The following is a 23,776-nucleotide window of genomic DNA, read 5'->3' as shown; positions in this document are numbered from 1 at the left end:
GCGCCGCCAGACGAAGTCACGAACGCTCCCATCATCACAGGACCCGAACGCCATGACGTCACGCCGCAAATTCCTCCAGCAAACCGCTACTTCCGGCCTCGCCGCCGCCGCACTGTCCGCGTTTCCGCCGAGCATCCGCCGCGCGCTCGCGATTCCCGCGTTTCACGAAACGGGCACCATCCAGGACGTGAAGCACGTCGTGCTGCTGATGATGGAGAACCGCGCATTCGACAGCTACTTCGGCACGTTCAAGGGCGTGCGCGGTTACGGCGACCGCTTCGCGGTGCCGTCGCCGAACGGCCCCGACGTGTTCTACCAGACGTACACGAAAGCGACGCCCGCCACCACCGTCACGCCGTATCACCTCGACGCAAACCAGGGCAACGCGCAGCGCGCGGGCGGCACGCCGCACACGTGGGCCGATGCGCAGGCCGCGTGGGATCACGGCCGGATGAACCGTTGGCCCGACGCGAAGACGCCGCTGTCGATGGGCTATTACGACGCGGCGGAAGTAACGTTCCAGCGCGCGCTCGCCGATGCGTTCACGCTGTGCGACCACTACCACTGCGGGATGCACACGGGCACGATCGCGAACCGCCTGTTCTACTGGAGCGGCACCAACGGCCCGAACGGCATCAGCCCGGCCGACGGCAGCCGCGTGAAGATCGCCGCGCTGAACAACCAGTTCAACGGCGGCAACGACATCGGCCCGTCGAGCCAGGGCTGGACCTGGACCACCTACGCCGACCGGCTGCAGCAGGCCGGCGTGAAGTGGAAGGTGTACCAGAGCCTGATCGACAACTTCGGCTGCAACGAGATGATGAGCTTCCGCCACTGGCGCGCGGCGATCGAGCAGATGCCGCCCGCGCGCCGGCCGGCGTACGTCGCGTCGACCGACATCACGCAGCCGGTGACGGCGGCCGGCGCGTTCTACGATCCGGCGATCGACGATCCGCTGAGCCCGCTCGCGAAGGGGTTCGGCAACACGATGCCGTACGGCTTCCTCGAATCGTTCCGCGACGACATCCGCAACGGCGCGCTGCCCGAGGTGTCGTGGATCATCCCGCCGTCCGTGTACAGCGAACATCCGGGGCCGTCGAGCCCCGCGCAGGGCGGCTGGTACGTGCAGGCCGTGCTCGATGCGCTGACGGCGAACCCGGAGGTATGGAGCAAGACCGTGCTGCTGGTGAACTACGACGAGAACGACGGCTTCTTCGACCACATGCCGTCGCCGGCCGTGCCGTCGCGTAACGCCGACGGCACGCTCGCGGGCGGCCACACGCTGCGGGACGCCGACGTCGCCGCCGAGTACCACGACTTCACGCCGGCCACGTCGAGCCAGCCGGCGATCGACGGCCGTCCGTACGGCCCGGGCCCGCGCGTGCCGATGTGGGTCGTGTCGCCGTGGAGCCGCGGCGGCTGGGTCAATTCGCAGGTGTTCGACCATACGTCGACGCTGCGCTTCCTCGAAAAGCGCTTCGGCGTCGCGGAGCCGCAGATCAGCGCGTACCGCCGCGCGGTGTGCGGCGACCTGACGAGCGCGTTCAACTTCCGCTCGCCGAACCACGAACCGCTGCCGACGCTGGCGGGCCATACGACGAAAAGCCAGGTCGACGCGCTGAGCGCCGCGCAACAGGCCGCGCCGAAGATCGTGCCGCCGGCCGCGCCGTCGCTGCCCGCCCAGGCGACCGGCGTGCGCCCGTCGCGCGCGCTGCCTTACGAACTGCATGCCAGCGCGCGTACCGATGCCGGCACCGGCGCGGTCACGCTGAAGTTCGCGAACACGGGCCGCGCCGCCGCCGTGTTTCACGTCTATGACAAGCTGCACCTCGACCGCCTGCCGAGGCGCTACGTCGTCGAACCGGGCAAGACGCTGCACGGCGACTGGGCCGCGCGCGCCGACAACGGCGGTAAATATGACCTGTGGGTGCTGGGCCCGAACGGCTATCACCGCCGCTTCACCGGCGACCTCAGCCGCCTGGCCGGCGCACGCGCGCCGCAGCCGGAAGTGCGCGTCGGCTATGCGGGCGCGAGCGGCAACCTCCATCTGAAGCTGCACAACCACGGCGGCGGGACGGTGCGCTTCACCGTGAAGTCGAACCAGGTCTACGGGCCGCTGTCCGGCCATGGTGCGCACGACGATCGCGGTCGTGGCCACGGCAACGAGGACGGCAACAGCCAGGGTCATGGCCACGGCACCGGTACCACGTGGACGGTCACGGTGCGCGCCGGCGACCAGGCCGAGCTGCACTGGCAGCTCGACTCGACCGGCCACTGGTACGACTTCATCGTCACCGCGGACAGCGACGCGAGTTTCTCGCGCCGTGTCGCCGGCCGCGTCGAAACCGGCCGCCACTCGGTCAGCGACCCGGCGATGGGGCTCGCCGACCGCTTCTGATGCCGCCGCGGCGACGCGCGCCGCGCCGCGCGTCGCCGCCCGGGCCGGCCCGGCCGCGCACGGCGGTCAGGCGCCGGCCGCGGCTGTGCCCGATCCGGCGCAAACGCCCGCCCGGCGCGGCTCAAACATCAGATGGATCCATGGTTCAGCCCTCAATTCCCCCCAACGAAATTGCTCCGAATTGCGGCCCGTTCGCGTTAAACTGCGCCAAGCTGCATTCAACAAAGACATCTTCGCCACTACGGCATCCACGATACGAGGATAGGTTCGATGCGCACTACCGGCTCATCCGGGGCAATGACCCTGCTCACCGAACACGACCCGACCGACGGTCGCGAACTGCGCTCGCTCCGGCTCGAAGCAACCGGTGACGGCAAGAGCGTGCTGCTGATCGAGATCGACGAACGCAAGCCCGGCATCCACCGCGAAGTCCGCTACGAGATCACGCCGGCCGAACTGATCGCGGCGATCCGCTCGCACGGCGCCGAGCTCCCCGGCGAAAACCACGGCGCCGCGTCGCTCGCCCGCACCTCCTCCTGATTTCGAACGGTGAGCCGCGCGCAACGCGCCGGCTCACCGCGCCGCCTGCCGCCGTCAGGCACGTTGCGTTATTCCCGCCGCTGACTTGAAAAAGGCCGATAATCGGCCCATCTGCGTGCTTTCCGCGCGCGTTTCCTTTTTCGGCCAGCCGTCATGCTCCTCCGCGACCTCGTCGCCCAATACGGGCCGCTTCTCGTCTTCGCCAACGTGCTCGCGGCGGCCATCGGGCTGCCGGTGCCCGCGATGCCGACGCTCGTGCTGTTCGGCGCGATGTCCGCGATGCATCCGGCGATGATCGGCTCGCAACTGGTCACGGTGGTCGTGCTGTCGGTGCTCGGCGCGCTGATCGGCGATACGGTCTGGTACCTCGCCGGCCGGCGCTTCGGCGGCACGACGCTGAAGACGATCTGCCGCCTGTCGCTGTCGCGTGACAGCTGCGTGAAGAAAACCGAACGCTTCTTCGGCCGCTACGGCGTGCGCGTGCTCGCCGTCGCGCGCTTCATTCCGGGGCTGTCGCTCGTGTCGGTGCCGATGGCCGGCGCGTTCGGCACGCGCTATCGCACGTTCGTCGGCTACGACGCGCTCGGCGCCGCGCTGTGGACGATCGTCGGGCTGATGGTCGGGCTGATGTTCGCTCGCCAGATCGACTGGCTGTTCGCCGGTGCGGGCCAGCTCGGCCGCGCGGCGCTGCTGGTGGCCGTCGCGGTGCTGGCCGTGTACGCGGCGATCCGCTGGATGCGCCGCCGCGCGCTGATCCGCCAGCTCGCGAGCGCGCGGGTCGGCGTCGACGAGCTCGACGCGATGCTGCGCGATACGTCCGCGCCGGTGGTCCTCGACGTGCGCTCGCCCGAGCACCGCAAGCTCGACCCGTTCACGATTCCCGGTGCGCAGTTCGCGGACGAACGCCAGATCGGCGACATCGTCGCGCGCTATCCGTTCTCGCAGAAGTTCGTCGTGTACTGCTCGTGCCCGAACGAGTTCACGGCCGCGTTGATGGCGAAGCGCCTGCTCGACGCCGGCTTCACCGATGCGCTCGCGCTGCGCGGCGGCCTCGATGCATGGCGCGATACCGGCCGCCAGCTCACGTCGCTCGTGGAAGAGATGCCCGCTGCGAACGATCCGGTCGCGGGGCTGCACAAGCCGGCCTGATCGCGTCGATCGAAGGCCGGCCGTGCGAGGCGGGGGGCGCCTGCGCCCCCTGCGATCAGAACGCGTGCAGCGGCAGGTTCACGACCAGGCGGTACTCGGTGTTCGTCGCGTCCGAGTAGTGTGCCGAGCCGGCGTGCCACATCGCGATGAACGTGACCTTCGTGTCCTTCAGCTTGCCGCTCTGGAACGTGTACGACGGGATGAAGCCGAACTCGTGGTGACGGCCCTGCACCGGCGCGCCGTTGCTCCAGTAGATGCTCGACTTGCTCGGGTCGTTCGCCGCACCCGCGCTGCCGTCCGCCCCCCAGCCCGTCACGCCCCAGACCATTGCCTTGAAGCCCGGCAGGCCCGCTTCCTTGCCGTAGAACGTGTAACGCAGCTGCAGCGACTTTTCGTGCGGCGCGTTGTAGTCGACGTCCATCGAGTTGGTCAGGAAGATGCCGTTCGTTTCGTTCAGGTAGTCGAAGAACTGGTCGCCGAGCACCTGCTGGAAGCCGAGCAGCAGCTCGTGCGGGCCGTGCTGCGCGGCCAGCGACAGGCTGTATGCGTTGTTGTTGATCTTGCCTTGCAGCGCATCGCCCGTGTCGTGCGTCGAGTAGACGTTGCCGAAGCCCGTCCACTTGATCGTCTGCGGGCTGCCGATGCTGTGCTTCACCGACGCGTAGTACTGGTGCCACACGTCGTCGGCCTGGTTCGCGTACAGCGCGATTTCGCCGTTCGGCGAGTAGTCCCACGTGCCGCCGACGTACGACAGGCGGTTGATGCGCGTGCCGCCGTATTGCGTCGTCAGGTTGGTGAGCGTCGTGTGACCGCGCGCGTCGGTCTTCGTGAAGCTGCCGGCCTCGAGCATCACGTTCTTGAATTCATTGCTGACGAGCGTCGCACCGAGGAACGTCGGCGGCAGCGCACGGTTGTCGTGCTGCTCCATGAACGGGTTGTCGACGGCCTGCAGACCGTACTTGACCACCGTGTTCGAGATGCGTGCCTTCACGTCGTAGATGCCGGGATAGGCCCAGGCGAGCTGGTTGCCGCCACCGCCGCCCTTCGCGATGTGCACCATGCTGCCGGCGCCCTGGCCACCGTCGAGCTTCAGCGCCGCATACAGCGATGCGTCGAAGCCGATACCGATCAGGCCCGTCGTGTAGCCCGACTCGAAGTTCGCCATCGCGCCCTGAACCCACGCGTGGCGATGCGGCCCGCCCTTGGCGTCGAGCGTGTCCGCATAGTTGCGGAACAGGAAGTTGAGATGGCTGTCGGCAATGAAACCCTTCGACTGCGACTGGGCCGACGGCTCGTCGGGCGGCGTGACGGCCTGGTTCGCTTCGGCGTTGATGATGGCGTTCGGGGTCGTTGCCTGCGCAACGGTCGTGCCCGGTGCGGCCTGCGCGACCGTCAGCGGCGCGGGGGCCGCGTCGTCGGCGTGCGCGACGCCCGTCAGCGAGACACCGGCGAGCGCCGGCAGCCCCCAGGCAAGCAGCATTTTCGATGCCGTCCCGATCGTCTTCTGTTTTTTCATCGTCATTCTCGTCTTGTGTTGATATCGTCCACGCCGGTTGCGATCCGCGCCCGGCCCCCCGGCGCGCCCGATTAAGGACGCGCCTGTACCCGCGGCGCGAAGATCGTTCGCGCCGCACCTACCCCTGTTGACCTGCCTTGGTTATGTTTGCTGCGTCACTTCAGCTCACGCCGCACCCGCGCGGATGCACGCGACACGCGCGGCCGACCCCTGCCGAACTTCCGGCAGCGGCACGTCCTGCGCGCACGCGTCGATCGCGACCGGGCAGCGCGTGCGGAACGCGCAGCCGGACGGCGGGTTGAGCGGCGAGGGCATCTCGCCCGCCAGCAGCATCGGACGGCGAGCACGCTCGCGCGCCGGCTCCGGCGTCGGCGCCGCGTCGAGCAGCGCCTTCGTGTACGGGTGCTGCGGCACGCCGTACACGTCATGCCGCGTGCCGAACTCCATCACGCGGCCGAGATACATCACGAGCACACGCTGGCTGATGGCCTTCACCACCGCCAGATCGTGTGCAACGAACAGATAGGACAACGACAGTTCGCGTTGCAGGTCGCGCAGCAGGTTCACGATCTGCGCCTGGATCGACACGTCGAGCGCCGAGACGGGCTCGTCGCAGATCACGAGCTTCGGCTCGCCGATCAGTGCACGCGCGATGCCGACGCGCTGGCACTGCCCGCCGGAGAATTCGTGCGGATAACGCAGCAGGTGATGCGCGTTCAGGCCGACGCGTTCGAGCATCGTGACGACACGACGGCGCACCTCGGTGCGGCCGAGGCCGGGCTGGTGCGTGACGAGCGGCTCCGCGACGACCTGTTCGATCGTCATGCGCGGATCGAGCGACGCGAGCGGATCCTGGAAGATCATCTGCACTTCGCGCCGCATCGTGGTGCCGCGCAGGTGATCGGGCGCCACGGCTTCGCCGCGCCATTTCACCGTGCCGGCCGTCATCGGCACGAGGCCGATCAGCGCGCGCGCGAGCGTCGACTTCCCGCAGCCCGATTCGCCGACGAGCCCGACGGTCTCGCCGCGCTTCACGTCGAACGACACGCCGTCGACGGCGCGCAGCGTCCCCTTCGGCGACCACGGATAGCCGCCGAGCGGCACGCGGAAATGCACTTTCAGACCCTCGACGGACAGCAGCGTGTCGTCCGTCGCGCCGGCTTGGCGGCGTTCATTGACGCTCATCGCAGACCTCCCGTCAGATCGGCCACCGGACGGTGGCATGCGCGCACCGCGCCCGCGGCGCCATAGGTTTCGAGCGCGGGGCGCGCCGCGCCGCAGCGTTCTTCCGCATACGTGCAGCGTTTCGCGAACGCACACCCGGCCGGCGCGGTGCCGGGCATCGGCGGATTGCCGGGAATCGCGACGAGCGGCGCATCGTCCGCGTCGGTCAGGCGCGGCAGCGCGTTGAGCAGGCCGATCGTGTACGGATGCGACGGCGCCGCGAAGATCGATTCGGCCGGCGCGTATTCGACGGTGCGGCCCGCATACATGACCATCACGTCGTCCGCGAGGCCCGCGACCACGCCCATGTCGTGCGTGATCAGCACGATCGCCGTGCCGCGCTCGCGGTTCAGCTCGCGCAGCAGGTCGATGATCTGCGCCTGCACGGTCACGTCGAGCGCGGTGGTCGGCTCGTCGGCGATCAGGATTTCCGGCTCGGACAGCAGCGCCATCGCGATCATCACGCGCTGGCGCATGCCGCCCGAGAACTCGTGCGGATACATGCGGATGCGGCGTGCCGCGTCGGGGATTCGCACCGATTCGAGCGCCTCGATCGCGCGCTTCGTGGCTTCCTTGCGCGACAGCTTGCGATGCAGCTGCAGCGTCTCGGTCATCTGGCGCTCGATCGTCAGGAACGGATTGAGCGACGTCATCGGATCCTGGAAGATCATCGCGATCCGGTCGCCGCGTATCTTGTTCAGCGCGCGTGAATCCATCTCGAGGAGGTTGTCGCCGCGATAGCGCGCGGCACCGGTGGTCGTGCCGTTGCCGGCCAGCAGGCCGAGCATCGCCATCACGGTCTGGCTCTTGCCCGAGCCCGATTCGCCGACGATGCCGAGCGTCTTGCCGGCTTCGAGCGAGAACGACACGCCGCTCACGGCGTCCACCGGCGGCGCGTCCTTGCGCGTGAAGCGCACGCCGAGGTTGTCTACTTCCAGCAGTGCACCCATTTCAGCGATCCTTCGGGTCGAGCGCGTCACGCAGGCCATCGCCGACGAAGTTCACGCAGTAAAGCGTCACGCACAGCATGACGGCCGGGGCCAGCAACAGCCACGGCGTCGATTCCAGTTTCTGCGCGCCGTCCTGGATCAGCACGCCCCAGCTCGTCATCGGTTCCTGCACGCCGAGGCCGAGGAACGACAGCACCGATTCGGTCAGCACGATGCCCGGCACCGAGACCGTCGCGTACACGACGACCACGCCGAGCAGGTTCGGCACGATGTGGCGCCGCACGATCGACGCCGGCGTCACGCCGATCGCCCGTGCCGCATCGACGAACTCGCGGCTGCGCAGCGACAGCGTCTGGCCGCGCACCACACGCGCCATGTCGATCCACGAGAACGCGCTGATGGTCAGCACGACCAGCATGAACGAGCGGCCGAACAGGGTCATCATCAGGATCGCGATCAGCAGGTACGGGATCGCGTACATCATGTCGACGATGCGCATCATCACGGAGTCGACACGGCCGCCCGCGAAGCCCGCGGTCGCGCCCCATGCGACGCCGAACAGGCCCGACACGAGCGTGCCGAGCAGGCCGACCTCGATCGACACGCGGCCGCCGATCAGCGTGCGCACCAGCAGGTCGCGGCCGAGCTCGTCGGTGCCGAACCAGTGCTGGTTGGCCCAGGTCGGCGGCAGGCTGATCGAGCCCCAGTCGCTTGCCGAAGGATCGGCCGCGAGCAGCCACGGGCCGACGAAACAGGCAAGCGTGATGAGCGCGAGCAGCACGAGGCTGAACACGGCCGCACGGTTGTGAAGGAAGCGCGCCATCGCAAGCGCGAGCGGCGAGCGCGAACGCGGCGGCGAGTCGGTCTGCACGGGCAGGCCGACGACGGGAGTAGTCGGAGTCATCGCTGTGCCTCGCTCAATAACGGATGCGCGGATCGAGCCACGCGTACGCGAGGTCGACCAGCAGGTTGAACAGCACCGCGCAGACGGTCGTCAGCACGACGAGGCCGAGCACCAGCGTGTAGTCGCGGTTGATGGCACCGTTCACGACGAGCTGCCCGAGCCCCGGCAGCGCGAACACCGATTCGGTGACGACGGCCGCCGTGATCGACGTGATGCAGACCGTGCCGAACAGCGACACGACCGGCATCAGCGCGGGCTTCAGCGCATGGCGCAGCACGATCGTCGAGCCCGGCAGGCCCTTCGCGCGCGCGGTGCGGATGTAGTTGCTCGACAGCGTCTCGATCATCGAGCCGCGCATCACGCGCGCGAGCAGCGACATGTTGATGAAGGTCAGCAGCACGATCGGCAGCAGCCGGTACTGCCAGCCGCCGTCACCCCAGCCGCCCGCGGGCAGCCAGCCGTTGCCGGACGACGTCTTCAGCAGGATCGCGAAGATCCACACGAGCACGGGGCCGAGCACGAACGGCGGGATGACGTTGCCGAAGTTGCCGATCAGCATCACGAAGCGGTCGATGAAGCTGTCGCGGCGCACGGCCGCGACGGTGCCGAGCAGCACGCCGCACACGATCGAGATCGGGATCGACACGCCGCCCACGCCGAGGCTCACGGGCAGCGCCTTCTTCACGAGATCGTTCACCGACCAGTCGACGTAACGGAACGACGGGCCGAGATCGCCGTGCAGCAGCGCGTTCAGGTACAGCAGGTACTGCTTCCACAGCGGCTCGTCGAGGTGGTACTTCGCGTTCAGGTTCGCGAGCGTGGCCGCGGACAGCTGCTTTTCCGTATCGAACGGGCCGCCGGGCGTGAAATGCAGGAGCAGGTAGCAGACGGTGACGACCGCGAGGATCGTCGGCACCGCCCACAACGTGCGCCTCAGTGCGTAGGCCAGCATGATCGCTCCGCTCAGTGCTTGATCAGGTACATGTCCTGCGAAGCACGCATGTCGATCACGTTCTTCAGCGAATAGCCGCCCACGTACGACTTCACGAGACGGTCGGCCGAATACTGGAACAGCGGCACCATCGGCGTGTCGTTCAGCGCCGTGTCGTGCGCCTGCGTGAGCAGCGCGGCGCGCGCCTGGTCGTCGAGCTTCTGGTTCCCTTCGTCGACGAGCGTGTCGACCTGCTTGTTGCAATAGCCGACGGTGTTCTGCGCGCTGCCGCAGCGGATCAGGTCGAAGAAGGTCATCGCGTCGTTGTAGTCGGCGAACCAGCCGTCGCGCGCGATCTGCACCTTGCCGTCATGCCGCTGCTTCATCAGCACCTTGAATTCGACGTTCTCGAGCTTCGTGTTGACGCCGAGCTTCGTGCGCCACTCCGATGCGGTGAACAGCGCGACCTTCTTGTGCAGGTCGTTGGTGTTGTACGTGAGCGTGAACGACAGCGGCTTCGCGTCCGAGTAACCGGCCTGCTTCAGCAGGTCCTTCGCGGCCGCGATGCGCTTGGCCATCGGCCACGACGCCCATTCCGGCGTAAACGGTTGCTGCACGCCCTTCGTGCCGTTCGGCATCAGGCCGTACATCGGCTTCTCGCCGGCCTGCGTGAGCTTCGACGTGAGCACGTCGCGATCGATCACCATCGACAGCGCCTGGCGCACGCGCTTGTCCTTCAGCGCCGCGTCGCTGTTGTTCAGGTAGTAGTAGTACGTCGCGAGCTGCAGGCCCTGGCGAAGCTCGCCGCCGAACTGCTTGCTGACCTGCTGGAAGATGCCCGACGGGATCGAGTAGCTGTAGTCGATCTGGCCGGCCTGGTACATGCGCATCGCGGTTTCGTCGCTTTCGATCGGCAGGTACGTGACCTTGTTGATCACGACCTTCGACGCGTTCCAGTACTTCGCGTCCTTCGTCGCCACGATGCGGTTGTTCGGCTGCCAGTCGACGAGCTGGTAGGCGCCGTTGCTGACGATGTTGCCCGGGCGCGTCCATGCATCGCCGAACTTCGCGACGACGTCCTTGTTCACCGGCACGAGCGGCGCCATCGCGGTCAGCTCGGGGAAGAACGCGACGGGCACGTCGGTCGTCACCTCGAGCGTGTACGGATCGACCGCGCGCACGCCGAGCGTCGACGGTGCGGCCTTGCCTGCGATGATGTCCTTCGAATTCTTGATGAACTCGACGAGGATCGTGTATTTCGAGCCCGTCTTCGGATCGACGAGGCGCTGCCAAGAATAGACGAAATCGGCGGCCGTCACCGGCTGGCCGTTGCTCCACTTCGCGTCACGGCGAAGCTTGAAGATCCACGTCGTCGGCGACTTGCGCTCCCACGACAGCGCGACGCCCGGCACGACCTGGCCGGCGGCATCGATGCGGGCCAGCCCTTCGAACAGGTCGAGGCCGATCGTGTTGCCGGTCCACGACTCGATGTGCGCGGGGTCGAGCGATTCGACTTCGGCGGGCACCTGTCGCGTCAGGTCCTGTTGAGGCGCGAGCGCGACGTTCGACGGAACGGTAACGGCGTGGGCGGCAGGCGTCAGGGCGAGCGCGGCCAGCACGGCCGACATGGCATGCAAGGATTTCATCGTGGCAGTCTTGAGAAAGGTTGTTCGGTGAGCGTCGCGCGGCGGATGCCGCGGATTACGCTTGAGACGCTGACGGGCGCAGCGATTGAGGAGGCCCGTGATTCTCGTATTGCATTTTAGTATTCCTTACGTTTCTTTCGACAGGTATTCCGTCTTCGAAACGAAGGAATACCTGTGCGTTAGAACAGCCTCGGTGTACCGACCCAGACCACCACCGACTCGATCTTCGCGGTGTTGACCCAGCTGTGCGGGACCGTCGACTGATAGTGCGAGCTGTCGCCGGCCTGCAGGACGAACGTCTTGCCTTCCAGCGTCAGCGACACTTCCCCTTCAATCACATACAGGAACTCCTCTCCTGCATGTGTCGTCACCTCGGACCGCTTCTGCCCCGGCGGCATCCTCACGAGGATCGCCTCCAGCTGGCGCCCTTCGGATACGTTCGTCAGCCGCGCGAACAGGTTCGCCGAATCGGCAAACCCGAAGAAGCGCAGCTGCTCGCCTCGGCACACCGAGCGTTCCTCGCTCGGCGTATCCACGAAGTACTGCACCGTCACACCGAGCGCGTGCGCGATACCGGCCAACGATGTCAGCGACGGCGACGCGAGCCCGCGTTCGACTTGAGACAGAAACGGCTTCGAAATCCCCGCGGCGGTAGCGGTGTCGTCGAGCGTGCGCTTGAGTCGTTGGCGCAACGCGCGAATCTTGCTGCCCAGCGCGGCAGCATCTGCAGCCCGCGAGTTTTCAGTGGGGGGAACCATAGCAGGCCGAAAAGTGATCGTCAAAAAATGTTTGATGGAAAATAACTAAGTTAGAACGATATAGCTTAGTCTTCGGGTTCGCCCACGTCTTCGGTGTCAAGCCCGGTGCACTAAACGGGACACGAAGCGAGCGAAACGACGCGCTATCTTGCCAGACTCGCCGGCTTCACAGGCAAGCTGCAAGCGGCTCTCCGGGAATCTTCGGAGGACCTGCACGAAAGCTTACAAATAGATGATGAGACGAATGTTCCTGAAAGCTGCTGCCACATTGGGAGTTTCCCTAGGTGGCAGACACCTGACGCACCGGACCGGCAGCCGTTACCATGCGCGCGCCGGTCGGGGCCCCTCTCCGCCATTCCCGGCGGAGTCAGACCCCGGCCCGGGCTAACCGCCCGACTGTTCCATCGCCAGCACGTAGCCTACCCGGCCCCATTGTGCACCGGCGCCAGTTCGACCCCAAAAAGACGACGCGTGATCCGTGCCGTCCGTTTCAAACGAGATTGATGATGCAACCACCCGTTTCACAAACCCGATCGTTCACGACGGTCTTCCTCATCGAAATGTGGGAGCGCTTCGGCTACTACGGCATGGCCGCGCTCCTGGTCCTCTTCATGGTCGACCGGCTCGGTTTCACCGACAGCCATGCGAACCTGACCTGGGGTGCGTTCACCGCACTCGTCTATGCGGCGCCGTCGATCGGCGGCTGGATCGGCGACAAGGTGCTCGGCGCGCGTCGCACGATGATCATCGGCGCGGCCGTGCTGTGCGCCGGCTACCTGATGCTGTCGGTCCCGAACGATCAGCTGACGTACATGTACGCGTCGCTCGGCGTGATCGTCGTCGGCAACGGCCTGTTCAAGGCCAACGCGGCCAACCTCGTGCGCCGCATCTATGAAGGTGACGACGCGCGCATCGACAGCGCGTTCACGATCTACTACATGGCGGTCAACATCGGCTCGACGGTGTCGATGCTCGCGACGCCGTGGATCAAGGATCACTGGGGCTGGCACGCCGCGTTCGCGGTCTGCTGCGGCGGCATGCTGCTCGCGATCCTCAACTTCATGCTGATGCATCGCACGCTCGCGCACGTCGGCTCGCTGCCGGACGACCAGCCGATCCGCTGGAAGCGCCTCGGCGCGGTCGCGCTGGGCGGGGTCGGGCTCGCGCTGATCACGCTGTACGTGCTGCAGCACAAGCAGCTCGCCGTCGCCAGCGTGTGGACAGCGGCGTTCGCGATCCTCGCGATCTTCGCGTACATGATCGCGAAGTCGGAGCGCTCGGAGCGCGCGGGCCTGATCGCGGCGCTCGTGCTGATCGGCCAGGTGATCCTGTTCTTCATCTTCTACGTGCAGATGTCGACGTCGCTGACGCTGTTCGCGCTGCGCAACGTCGATCCGCGCTTCATGCTGTTCGACACGACGCTGTTCACGTGGAGCGCCGCGCAGTTCCAGGCGCTGAACCCGATCTGGATCATGCTGCTGAGCCCGGTTCTCGTGTGGGTGTACAACGCCGTCGCGAAGAGCGGCCGCGACCTGCCGGTCGCCGCGAAGTACGCGCTCGGCTTCGGCGCGGTGGCCGCCGGCTACCTGGTGTTCACGATCAGCGGCCGCTACGCGGTCGACGGCCGCGTGTCGTCGTGGTTCATGGTGTGGGGCTACGGCCTCTACTCGCTCGGCGAACTGCTGGTGAGCGGCCTCGGCCTCGCGATGATCGCCCGCTACGTGCCGGCGCGCATGAGCGGCTTCATGATGGGTGCGTACTTCGTCGCGACCGGCGTGTCGCAGTATCTGGGCAGCGTCGTCGCGAACTTCGCGCAGATGCCGTCGCACGAACTGCCGGCCACCGAATCGCTGCCGTTGTACCTGTCGCTGTTCGAGAAGCTCGGCTGGCTCGCCGCGATCGGCATGGTGCTCGCGCTGCTGCTGCTGCCGCTGATGAACCGCCTGTCGCGCCAGCACCAGCGTTGTGCAGAAGCGCGCCGCGAAGAAGCGCCGCAAGCGCAGGGCGTCGCCACCGCGCAGTAAGTAATATCCCTCGGCGTGCGGCGTGCACGCCACATTCTCCCGCCAGGCACGCGAACGCGTCCTACACTGGTTGCAGGAAGCGCATCCGCTTCGCGAGATGCGCACTGGCGGGAGAAGACGATGAAAAGCAAAGCAACGCGGCTCTTGAGGATACTGTCGGACATCCGGCACGCTCAGCGCTGCACCGCGATACGTGCCGCGCGCGCCGCGGCCGAAGCCGACGCGGTACTCGCGGAACGCGACGATCCGGCGCCCGACGAACGCGACGACGCCGAATCCGACGACGCCACCCCCGTTCCCCGCTCCCGTATCGACTCACCTCACTGACGCCGCGCGGCACATTCCGTGCCGCACGCGCTGCTTCCCGCGCCCCTCATGCGGCCGCGCCGCGCCACCGCGCGATCCACGTTCCCGAGCCGGCCACGGCCATCATCAGCCCGAGCGCGCATGCGTCGGCCACGAGGCCCACGCCGACGTGCCGCAGATCCGCGCTGCGCACGACCGGATGCAGCAGCGAATCGATGACGAGCGAGATCGCCGCGCCCGCGACGAAGCAGATCAGCCCGCGCTGGCCCACGGCCACGACGGGTCGCACGCCCTGCGCGATCCGCGCGATCCAGCCGAAGCGCACGCAATCGGCCATCAGCCACGCGATGGCCGCGAAGCTCACGACGCGCGGCAGCGCGAGATCGCGCTTGAACACGCCTTCCGGCAGCGGCAGCCCCGAGAACAGTTTGTAGCTCGCGCAGCCGAGCACGACCGCGCATGCGAGCCCCGTCGCGGCGGCCCCCCAGCGCCCGAGCGCGATGCGCCGGTAGAACGGCTGGCAGCGTGCGAGCACGCCGGCGACGAACATCAGTTGCCACGCGAACGGATTGAAACTCCAGCGGAACCCGTCGGCATCCAGCAGCTCGGGGCCGAGCCAGCCCGCCGTCAGCCACGACGCGATACTGAGCGCGACCAGCAGCCACGGATGCCGGCGCGCGAACGGCACGAGCACCGGCGACGCGAGCGCGAACAGCACGTACATCGGCAGCACCGACGCGAGATAGGGCTGACGCTGGAACGTCAGCAGCTCGGCTGCGCCCGTCAGCGGCGACGCGAGCATCACGCTGACGTCGTCGAGCGCGAGGTTCGGCGCATCGATCCCGTAGTGGTCGAGCGCGGCCGACACGACGAGCATCAGCGTCGAGGTCGCGAGAAACGCGCGGTAGATCTGCATCGCGCGGCGCACGAAGCGCTTTTGCGCGGCGCGCGCGCCGTGCCGCTCGGCAATCGCGCCATAGGCGCTCGCGGTCGCGAAGCCGCCGAGAAAGACGAAGACCTCGGCCGCATCGCACAGCGCGAATGCGTGCAGCGTGACGCGCGACAGCACGCTCGCGCCGATGTGATCGACGACGATCATCAACAGCACGATGCCGCGGAAGAAATCGACTTCGATCAGGCGGCCGCTGCGCGACGGCGCAAACGTGGCGGAAGGCGGCGGGCTCAACGACATGAGCCCCCCTGCACGACGGCGGTGCGGCACGCACCGGAGAATGGATCGGGGAGAAGCAGGCGAGCGCGATCAGCGGCGATACGCGTATGCCCGCATCGCGCCAACCCGGCCGGCCAGGCACGGAGATGACCGTTCATTGAAAGGCTGCATACGAAGGGAAGTCGGTAAGGTCAGTCTACTGGCCGATCCGGGGAGACCCTAAGTAACAAAGTGCAACCGAATCTTCTGTTCGATTACACGTGCGAGCCTTGTCGCGCAAGGCGGGCAGCGTCGCCAGACTCGCGCCAGCGCGACGCCAGTTTGCGGTCAGCATCGATGGGTTCGACCGCTGCGGCGTGGTGGTTTTGCGAGGCGCGACGCGGCACGCCGCATGCAGCCGCCGCGTCGCGATCGACGTTTATCCGTGCGCGGGCAGGCGCCGCATCAGCATCGCGCTGTGCCACGCGGTGAGCGCGACGGCGACCCAGATCGGCCCGTACGTCGCGAGCTTCGCGATGCTCAGCGTCTCGCCGAGCAGCAGCAGCGACACCGCGACGAGCAGCACGGGTTCGACGTAGCCGAGAATCCCGAACAGCGCCATCGGCAGCATCCGGCTCGCCTTCAGGTAGCTGGCGAGCGCGAGCGTGCTGAGCACGCCGAGGCCCGGCAGCAGCACGGCCCACAGCACCGCGTGGTCGGCCACCTGCGTCGTGCTCGTCGCGACCATCGCGAACGCGATCGGGCACAGCAGCACGATCTCGACCGCGAACGCGGCGAGCGAATCGGCGTTGATCCGCCGGCGCAGCACGAAATACGGCGGATAGCCGAGCGCGACGACGAGCGTCGGCCACGCGAACGCGCGCGTCGCCCACACTTCGTGCGCGACGCCGAGCGCGGCGCACGCGACCGCCGTCCATTGCAGCGGATCGAGCCGTTCGTGATAGTAGAAGCGGCCGACGAGCACCATCGTCAGCGGCAGCAGGAAATAGCCGAGCGACACTTCGAGCATGCGGCCGTGCAGCGGCGCCCACAGAAACAGCCACAACTGCACGCCGAGCAGCGCGGCGCTCACGGGCAGCGCAATCAGCAGGCGCCAGTCGCGCACGCTGCGCCGCAGGAGGTCGACGAGCGCGGGCCAACGGCCGCGCAGCGCGATCAGCGCGAGCGCGCCCGGCGCGGTCCACAACACGCGCCACGCGAAGATGTCGAGCCCCGTGAGCGGCGCCAGCAGTTTCGCGTAAGCGGACATCAGCGCGAACAGTGTCGACGCCATCACCGACAACACGAGGCCGCGCCCGGCCTCCGGATACCCCGTCATGATCGTTCCGCGCCTCTTCTTATTGCTGCTGGAAGCGCTCGAAGCGTTTCTCGGTCTTGCGTTCCTCGAACGTCACCTCGGTCACGCGCGCGGCCGGCGGCCCGTGGCGCAGCCACGCGAGCATCCGGTCGATCTGCGCGCCGGGGCCCTGGATCATCGCCTCGACGGTGCCGTCCTCGAGATTCGCGACCCAGCCGCGCAGCTTCAGCGCATGCGCCTCGCGCACCGTCGCATGACGGAAGCCGACGCCCTGCACGACGCCGCGCACCCGCACGTAGTAGGTCTCGATCCGTTCGTCCAGTTCATTGCGGCTCATCGCGTCGCCCTCCCGTTGCATTCAAGCCCGGCATTGTAGTCGCGTCGGCCGCTTCGCACACGGGCCGGAGCCGCTTCGTGCCCGTCACGGCCTGGCGTCGCCGCCCGCGCCGACCACGTACAATCTCGCCGATGCTCAACCGCCGCGCCGCCCGCGCGCGGCCCTGAAGGAAACGCATGACTGATACCTCCCGCGATCTCGTTCTCGTCACCGGCGCATCCGGCTTCGTCGGCTCGGCCGTCGCGCGCATTGCGCAGCAGAAAGGCTATGCGGTGCGCGTGCTCGTGCGCCCGACCAGCCCGCGCACGAACGTGGCGGATCTCGACGCCGAGATCGTCACCGGCGACATGCGCGACGAGGCGTCGATGCGCGCCGCGCTGCGCGGCGTGCGCTACCTGCTGCACGTGGCGGCCGACTACCGGCTGTGGGCGCCCGACCCTGACGAGATCGAGCGGGCGAACCTCGAGGGCGCGGTCGCGACGATGCGCGCGGCGCGCGCGGAAGGCGTCGAGCGGATCGTCTATACGAGCAGCGTCGCGACGCTGAAGGTGACGAGCGCCGGCGATCCGTCCGATGAAAACCGGCCGCTCACGGCCGAGCAGGCGATCGGCGTCTATAAGCGCAGCAAGGTGCTGGCGGAACGCGCGGTCGAGCGGATGATCGCCGACGAAGGGCTGCCGGCCGTGATCGTCAATCCGTCGACGCCGATCGGCCCGCGCGACGTGAAGCCGACGCCCACCGGCCGCATCATCGTCGAAGCCGCACTCGGCAAGATTCCCGCGTTCGTCGACACGGGGCTGAACCTCGTGCATGTGGACGACGTCGCGCACGGCCACTTCCTCGCGCTCGAGCGCGGCCGGATCGGCGAGCGCTACATCCTCGGCGGCGAGAACCTGCCGCTGCAGCAGATGCTGGCCGACATCGCGCAGATGACGGGCCGCAAGGCGCCGACGATCGCGCTGCCGCGCTGGCCGCTCTACCCGCTCGCGGTCGGTGCGGAAGCGGTCGCGAAGTTCACGAAGAAGGAGCCGTTCGTCACCGTGGACGGGCTGCGGATGTCGAAGAACAAGATGTATTTCACGTCCGCGAAGGCCGAGCGCGAACTCGGCTACCGGGCGCGCCCGTACCGTGAAGGGCTGCGCGATGCGCTCGACTGGTTCGGCGCCGCGGGCTACCTGAAGTAACACAAAGCGGCGTGCTTCACGCCGCTTTGCGCACTTTGTTACACGTCGCGCGCGGCCCGCTACCGGCGCAGCGGTTAAAATCGCGGGTCTTACGCAGAGAAGACACGCATGAACCTGAACGATCAGATCGCTTCGCTCGCCACGGGCGTCGATCAGCTCCTCCACGATCACCACGCCGCGCAGCAGGCGGCCCGCAGCGCCGAAGCCTTCGCGCGCGCCGCGGCAGCGGAGGCCCGGGCCGCGGCCGAGCGTCACGCCGCCGCGGAAGCCGAAGCGCAGGCCGCCGCACAACGCCACACGGCAGCAGCAGCCGATGCCGAGGCGGCGCAGCAGCGCCATGCCAGCGCGGCCGCCGCGGCCGAAGCCGCCGCCCAGCGTCATACCGATGCCACCGCGCAAGCCGAAGCCGCGTCGCAGCGCCATGCGGAAGCCACCGCGCTGACCGAAGCACTCGCGCAGCGTCATGCGGATGCCGAAGCGGCGTCGCAGCGCCACGCGGCAGCGATCGCCGAAGCCGAGGCCGCCGCGCAGCGCCATCACGCGGCTGCCACCGAAGCCGAAGCGGCCGCGCAGCGCCATGCAGCCGCGACCGTCGAAGCCGAGGCCGCCGCGAAGCGGCACGCGGAAGCCACTGCCGAAGCCGAAGCGGCCACGCAGCGTCTCGCGGCTGCCATCGCCGAAGCCGAAGCTGCCGCGCAGCGCCATACGGCTGCGATCAAGGAAGCCGAAGCGCTCGCGCAGCAGCACACGCAGGCGATCGCGGAAACGCAGGCCGCCGCGCAGCGTCATGCCGAGGCGACCGCCGAGGCCGAAGCCGTCACGCAACGCCATACCGAAGCGATCGCGCAGGCCGAGGCGGCCGCGCAGCGCCACGCCGATGCCACCGCGCAGGCGGAGGCCGTCACGCAGCGTCATGCCGAAGCGATCGCACAAGCCGAAGCGGCTGCACAGCACCACGCGAAGGCCATCGCCGACGCCGAGGCGCTGGTCGAGGCCGTCGTCAAGGAAGCCGCGACGAGCGCAGTCGCCGCCACGGCAGTGGCAGCCGAAGTCGTCGAACCTGCACCGGCCGGTACGCCGGCGGCGGAACCGGCCGTGATCGCGCCCGCGGCGGCGGCGGCCGAAACGGTGGATGCAACGGCCGACGCTGACACGGCCATCGTCGCGACGGCGCAAGCCGAAACGCCGGTTGAAGCCGACGTCGCCACCACCCCGGCCCCGTCCGACAAAGCGACGCTGCACGTGTCGCGCCCGACGCAGAACGAACTCACGCTGACCATCAACGGCGAATCGATCACGCTGCATCCGGAACAACTGGGCCAGCTGATCGAGGAACTCGCGCATGCGCGTGCGTCGATGCAGCCCGAGCCGCCGCCCGGCATCCCGGCCGGCTGGCGCTTCGTGACGACGAAGAACCCGATGATGGCCGTGCAGAAGCAGTCGAATGGCGACCGCCTGCTGGTGGCGCGCCATACGGGCTACGGCTGGGTGCCGTTCACGTTCTCGCCGGATGTGGTGGTCCAGATGTACATGATGCTGACGCAGCGCTAAACGCCGGCAAGCCGCACCGCCCGCCGAACAGGCACCGTCCAAAACGAAACAGCCCGACCGGTTTCCACCGATCGGGCTGTGTGCTTTCCGGCTGCCGGGAGGCACGCCTCCCGGGCAAGACTCAGCGATCCACCGGCGCCTGCACGCGCGCCTTCCACTGGCCGCCCTTGCCGCGCCAGTAGCGCCACGCGGACGCGAACGTCGCGCCGACGTAGAACAGCGCGACGAGCGGCAACGCCGGCGCCCACAGCGGCGAGCGCCGGTAGTAGCGCAGCATCGGCGCATACGCGGCGCACATCGACGCCCACGCGAGCCACGCCGGCCACGCGCGCGCACCGTACGCGAGCGCCGCGGCGGGCGGCACGAGATAGATGATCGTCATCCCGAGCAGCGTGCCGGCCAGCAGCAGCGGCGAGTAGTGCAGCTGCGTGAACGCGGTGCGCGCGATCATGTTCCAGATGTCGCGCCAGCTGTCGTACGGGCGCAGCGACACGCTGCGGTCGGCCAGGTCGAGCCGGATCGGATGGCGGCCTTCGCCGCGATGCTTGATCTGCGCGGCAAGGCTGCAGTCGTCGATCAGCGCGCCGCGGATCGACTCGATGCCGCCCGCTTCCTCGAGCGCCGTGCGCTTGACGAGCATGCAGCCGCCCGCGGCGCCGGCCGTCCGGTTGCGCGGGTTGTTGATCCACGAGAACGGGTAGAGCTTCGCGAAGAAGAACACGAACGCCGGGATCAGCGCCTTTTCCCAGAACGAATCGCAGCGCAGCCGCACCATCAGCGACACGAGATCGCGGTTCTCGGCCTGCGCGCGCGTGACGAGCTGCGCGACGGCGTCGGGCGGATGGCCGATGTCGGCATCCGTCAGCAGCAGGTAGTCGGCCGGCAGGCCGAGCGTCTGCACCGCGGCGATCCCCTGCGACTGCGCCCACACCTTGCCCGACCAGCCGGCCGGCAGCGGCTTCGCGGCCAGCACCGTCAGCCGGTCGGCGCGGTTGATCGCGAGCGCGGCCGCGCGGGCTGCGTCGGCGGTGCCGTCGTCGCTGTGGTCATCGACAATGATCAGATGAAAGTCGCCCGGGTAATCCTGCTCGAGCAGCGAAGTCGCCGCCCGGGCGATCACGTCGGCCTCGTTGCGCGCCGGCACGACCGCGACGACGGCCGGCCAGCCGGCCTCGGCCGCCGCGCCGCGCGCCTCGGGCGGCAGCGGCCGCGCGGGCACCGCGCGCCAGAAGCCGCCGCGCGCGACGAGCAGCACGATCCAGATCATCAGCGACAGGCCGGACACCAGGAATGCAAGAACCAGCATCATCGGCGCGCCTCCTGTCGGGCGCCGGCATCGGCAAAATCAATAGGGGTCGGGAACAAAACACCCGAAACCGCACGGGCGGACGGGCAATACGCGTAAGAATCGACGGTCATCGAATGGCCTTGAAATGAGCGCGACGCCGGGCAGCCGGAGCGGCTGCCCGCGAAACCGCGTAGTTTACTGGGTTCCGCGCGCGCCAGCGCCGACGCGGTTCTCCCGCAAATGCAACACGCCGGACACAGCACCAGAGCAAGGACTTCCCGATAGAGTTAAAATGCGCGATTAATTCGGGGTTCCGGGGCCTGGCCGGCCGGTTCGTTCCTGCCTTCATAACATCAAGCCGGGGCGAGCGAGCGAGTGCCAGCTCCTCGAACCCCGGCGTCTGTCGTCGGAGTTCGCTCACTTATGCGAGTCATCCTTGCCCAGCCCCGCGGCTTTTGTGCGGGGGTTGTCCGTGCGATCGAGATCGTCGATCGCGCGCTGCAACAGCACGGTGCGCCGGTCTATGTGCGTCATGAGATCGTGCATAACCGGCATGTCGTCGAAAATCTGCGTAATAAAGGGGCCCGATTCGTTGAGGAACTCGACGAGGTGCCCCACGGCGCTGTCGCGATCTTCAGCGCGCACGGTGTCGCCCAGACGGTCGAGCGCGACGCGGAAACGCGCGGGCTCGACGTACTCGACGCCACCTGCCCGCTCGTCACGAAAGTGCACGTGCAAGGCCGCCAGTATGTCGCGGCGGGCCGCCGGCTGATCCTGATCGGCCATGCGGGCCACCCGGAAGTCGAGGGGACGATCGGCCAGATTCCGGCCGAGGTGATCCTCGTGCAGAGCGAAGCCGAAGTCGCTACGCTGACGCTGCCCGTCGACACGCCGGTCGCGTACATTACGCAGACCACGCTGTCGGTCGACGATACGCGCGGCATCATCGAAGCGCTGCAGCGCCGGTTCACCGACCTCGTCGGCCCGGACACGCGCGACATCTGCTACGCGACGCAAAATCGCCAGGCCGCCGTGCGCGAGCTGAGCGAACAGGTTGACGTGCTGCTGGTCGTCGGTGCGACGAACAGCTCGAACTCGAACCGCCTGCGCGAGATCGGCACCGAAAGCGGTGTGCCGAGCTATCTCGTCGCCGACGGTTCGGAAGTCAAGGCCGAATGGTTCGCGAATGCGAAAACCGTGGGCCTGACCGCCGGGGCGTCCGCGCCCGAGGAGATGGTCGAAGATGTCATCGGCGCGTTGCGCGCGCTGGGTCCCGTCGACGTCACGACGATGGCGGGCCGTGAGGAAAAAGTCGAATTCAAGCTGCCGGCGAAGCTCACGCAAGCTGTCGCCCGCGAAGTTTAAGGAGGACATCTCTTGTCTATTCCGCTGCTCCAGCAAGTCCGCGTCGGCGCGTACATCACGCGCCAACACCTGTCCGGCAACAAACGCTATCCGCTCGCGCTGATGCTCGAGCCGCTGTTCCGCTGCAACCTCGCGTGCAACGGCTGCGGCAAGATCGATTACCCGGACCCCATCCTGAACCAGCGTCTGTCCGTCCAGGAATGCCTGGAAGCGGTCGACGAGTGCGGCGCGCCGATCGTGTCGATCGCGGGCGGCGAGCCGCTGCTGCACAAGGAAATGCCGGAAATCGTCCGCGGCATCATGAAGCGCAAGAAGTTCGTCTACCTCTGCACGAACGCGCTGCTGATGGAAAAGAAGATGGACGATTACCAGCCGAGCCCGTACTTCGTCTGGTCGGTCCACCTCGACGGTGACGCGCAGATGCACGACCACTCGGTGTCGCAGGAAGGCGTGTACGACAAGGCGGTCGCGGCCATCAAGGAAGCGAAGCGCCGCGGCTTCCGCGTGAACATCAACTGCACGCTGTTCAACGATGCGATCCCCGAGCGCGTCGCGAAGTTCTTCGATACGCTGAAGCCGATCGGCGTCGACGGCATCACCGTGTCGCCGGGCTACGCGTACGAGCGCGCGCCGGATCAGCAGCACTTCCTGAACCGCGACAAGACGAAGAACCTGTTCCGCGAAATCCTGAAGCGCGGAGAAGGCGGCAAGCGCTGGTCGTTCAGCCAGTCGTCGCTGTTCCTCGACTTCCTGGCCGGCAACCAGACGTACAAGTGCACGCCGTGGGGCAACCCGGCGCGTACGGTGTTCGGCTGGCAAAAGCCGTGCTACCTGGTCGGCGAAGGTTACGTGAAGACCTTCAAGGAACTGATGGAAGACACGAACTGGGACAACTACGGCGTCGGCAACTACGAGAAGTGCGCGGACTGCATGGTCCACTGCGGCTTCGAAGCGACCGCCGTGATGGACACGATGGCGCATCCGCTGAAGGCGTTCGCCGTGAGCCGCAAGGGCATCAAGACCGACGGCCCGTTCGCTCCGGACATTCCGATCGACAAGCAGCGCCCGGCCGAGTACGTGTTCTCGCGTCACGTCGAGATCAAGCTCGAGGAAATCCAGCGCGCCGGCAAGGGCAAGCTGCAAAAGGCGGCGAAGCCGGCAGCCGCAGCTTAAGCGCGTTTCGCCACGCGGAGGCCACGCCTCCGCGCCGGCGGGAAAAGATGAAGCGCCACGGAGT

20 protein-coding genes are annotated in these 23,776 nt (G+C 67.7%); 9 read left to right on the top strand and 11 right to left on the bottom strand.

All coding sequences use genetic code 11. The features are described from left to right. Nucleotides 1-52 precede the first annotated feature (52 nt). From LGM56_RS27465 to LGM56_RS27455, 3 genes are all read left to right on the top strand, one after another. Nucleotides 53-2,398, top strand: coding sequence for a phosphocholine-specific phospholipase C (locus LGM56_RS27465; RefSeq protein WP_226207252.1), 2,346 nt, complete (start codon nucleotides 53-55; stop codon nucleotides 2,396-2,398). Nucleotides 2,399-2,668: 270 nt separating this feature from the next. After that, entirely contained in the window at nucleotides 2,669-2,938 is a 270-nt protein-coding gene (locus LGM56_RS27460; RefSeq protein WP_039349596.1) for a hypothetical protein, read from the top strand. A 153-nt stretch (nucleotides 2,939-3,091) separates the two neighbouring features. Continuing rightward, nucleotides 3,092-4,087 (top strand): DedA family protein/thiosulfate sulfurtransferase GlpE, encoded by a 996-nt coding sequence (locus tag LGM56_RS27455; protein WP_226207251.1) that lies wholly within the window; start codon nucleotides 3,092-3,094, stop codon nucleotides 4,085-4,087. Between the two features lie 55 nt (nucleotides 4,088-4,142). On the opposite strand, the gene LGM56_RS27450 is transcribed toward LGM56_RS27455, so the two are convergent. The 7 genes from LGM56_RS27450 to LGM56_RS27420 form a co-directional block, all read right to left on the bottom strand. After that, a complete protein-coding gene (locus LGM56_RS27450) occupies nucleotides 4,143-5,603 on the bottom strand; it encodes an OprD family porin (RefSeq protein ID WP_089496172.1) in 1,461 nt (486 codons plus the stop codon). Between the two features lie 165 nt (nucleotides 5,604-5,768). Then, complete coding sequence (locus LGM56_RS27445) at nucleotides 5,769-6,788, bottom strand: ABC transporter ATP-binding protein (protein WP_226207250.1); 1,020 nt, start codon at nucleotides 6,786-6,788, stop codon at nucleotides 5,769-5,771. Next, a complete protein-coding gene (locus LGM56_RS27440; RefSeq protein WP_089496011.1) occupies nucleotides 6,785-7,777 on the bottom strand; it encodes an ABC transporter ATP-binding protein in 993 nt (330 codons plus the stop codon). The genes LGM56_RS27445 and LGM56_RS27440 overlap by 4 nt, the downstream gene beginning before the upstream one ends. Before the next feature lies 1 nt (nucleotide 7,778). Further along, nucleotides 7,779-8,681 (bottom strand): ABC transporter permease, encoded by a 903-nt coding sequence (locus tag LGM56_RS27435; protein WP_089496010.1) that lies wholly within the window; start codon nucleotides 8,679-8,681, stop codon nucleotides 7,779-7,781. A 13-nt stretch (nucleotides 8,682-8,694) separates the two neighbouring features. Then, a complete protein-coding gene (locus tag LGM56_RS27430; RefSeq protein WP_089496009.1) occupies nucleotides 8,695-9,633 on the bottom strand; it encodes an ABC transporter permease subunit in 939 nt (312 codons plus the stop codon). A gap of 11 nt (nucleotides 9,634-9,644) precedes the next feature. Next, the gene (locus LGM56_RS27425) at nucleotides 9,645-11,258 is read right to left on the bottom strand and encodes a peptide ABC transporter substrate-binding protein (protein ID WP_226207249.1); all 1,614 of its coding nucleotides are present in this window, start codon (nucleotides 11,256-11,258) and stop codon (nucleotides 9,645-9,647) included. A 179-nt stretch (nucleotides 11,259-11,437) separates the two neighbouring features. After that, complete coding sequence (locus LGM56_RS27420) at nucleotides 11,438-12,016, bottom strand: cupin domain-containing protein (protein ID WP_069252724.1); 579 nt, start codon at nucleotides 12,014-12,016, stop codon at nucleotides 11,438-11,440. A gap of 503 nt (nucleotides 12,017-12,519) precedes the next feature. On the opposite strand from LGM56_RS27420, the gene LGM56_RS27415 reads away from it, so the two are divergent. Next, nucleotides 12,520-14,040, top strand: a complete 1,521-nt coding sequence (locus LGM56_RS27415) for a peptide MFS transporter (protein WP_089475860.1) — start codon at nucleotides 12,520-12,522, stop codon at nucleotides 14,038-14,040. Between the two features lie 120 nt (nucleotides 14,041-14,160). Continuing rightward, complete coding sequence (locus tag LGM56_RS27410) at nucleotides 14,161-14,367, top strand: hypothetical protein (RefSeq protein ID WP_089441397.1); 207 nt, start codon at nucleotides 14,161-14,163, stop codon at nucleotides 14,365-14,367. 46 nt (nucleotides 14,368-14,413) lie between these two features. Here the strand turns inward: LGM56_RS27410 and LGM56_RS27405 are convergent, their stop codons facing one another. The 3 genes from LGM56_RS27405 to LGM56_RS27395 all read right to left on the bottom strand — a co-directional run bounded on the left by LGM56_RS27405 (nucleotide 14,414) and on the right by LGM56_RS27395 (nucleotide 17,151). Next, complete coding sequence (locus LGM56_RS27405) at nucleotides 14,414-15,538, bottom strand: OpgC domain-containing protein (protein ID WP_226207248.1); 1,125 nt, start codon at nucleotides 15,536-15,538, stop codon at nucleotides 14,414-14,416. 397 nt (nucleotides 15,539-15,935) lie between these two features. Next, nucleotides 15,936-16,835 (bottom strand): EamA family transporter RarD, encoded by a 900-nt coding sequence (rarD, locus tag LGM56_RS27400; RefSeq protein ID WP_226207247.1) that lies wholly within the window; start codon nucleotides 16,833-16,835, stop codon nucleotides 15,936-15,938. 19 nt (nucleotides 16,836-16,854) lie between these two features. Continuing rightward, the gene (locus tag LGM56_RS27395; RefSeq protein WP_069253069.1) at nucleotides 16,855-17,151 is read right to left on the bottom strand and encodes an acylphosphatase; all 297 of its coding nucleotides are present in this window, start codon (nucleotides 17,149-17,151) and stop codon (nucleotides 16,855-16,857) included. A 176-nt stretch (nucleotides 17,152-17,327) separates the two neighbouring features. On the opposite strand from LGM56_RS27395, the gene hpnA reads away from it, so the two are divergent. After that, nucleotides 17,328-18,335 carry a hopanoid-associated sugar epimerase gene (hpnA, locus tag LGM56_RS27390; protein WP_059780150.1) on the top strand — a complete coding sequence of 336 codons (1,008 nt, stop codon included), beginning with the start codon at nucleotides 17,328-17,330 and terminating at the stop codon, nucleotides 18,333-18,335. A 108-nt stretch (nucleotides 18,336-18,443) separates the two neighbouring features. Further along, nucleotides 18,444-19,886 carry a phage tail protein gene (locus LGM56_RS27385; RefSeq protein ID WP_226207246.1) on the top strand — a complete coding sequence of 481 codons (1,443 nt, stop codon included), beginning with the start codon at nucleotides 18,444-18,446 and terminating at the stop codon, nucleotides 19,884-19,886. Nucleotides 19,887-20,007: 121 nt separating this feature from the next. Here the strand turns inward: LGM56_RS27385 and LGM56_RS27380 are convergent, their stop codons facing one another. Further along, complete coding sequence (locus LGM56_RS27380) at nucleotides 20,008-21,195, bottom strand: glycosyltransferase (RefSeq protein ID WP_011353722.1); 1,188 nt, start codon at nucleotides 21,193-21,195, stop codon at nucleotides 20,008-20,010. Between the two features lie 402 nt (nucleotides 21,196-21,597). Between LGM56_RS27380 and ispH the strand changes: the two genes are divergently transcribed. Continuing rightward, nucleotides 21,598-22,539, top strand: coding sequence for a 4-hydroxy-3-methylbut-2-enyl diphosphate reductase (ispH, locus tag LGM56_RS27375; RefSeq protein WP_089495999.1), 942 nt, complete (start codon nucleotides 21,598-21,600; stop codon nucleotides 22,537-22,539). 12 nt (nucleotides 22,540-22,551) lie between these two features. Next, complete coding sequence (hpnH, locus tag LGM56_RS27370; protein WP_039349540.1) at nucleotides 22,552-23,712, top strand: adenosyl-hopene transferase HpnH; 1,161 nt, start codon at nucleotides 22,552-22,554, stop codon at nucleotides 23,710-23,712. The last annotated feature ends 64 nt before the right edge of the window (nucleotides 23,713-23,776 follow it).

Source organism: Burkholderia sp. AU38729 (assembly GCF_020419725.1).
Taxonomy (GTDB): domain Bacteria; phylum Pseudomonadota; class Gammaproteobacteria; order Burkholderiales; family Burkholderiaceae; genus Burkholderia.
The sequence above is the reverse complement of the archived record's forward strand: the minus strand, read 5'-3'. Positions and strand labels throughout refer to the sequence as shown.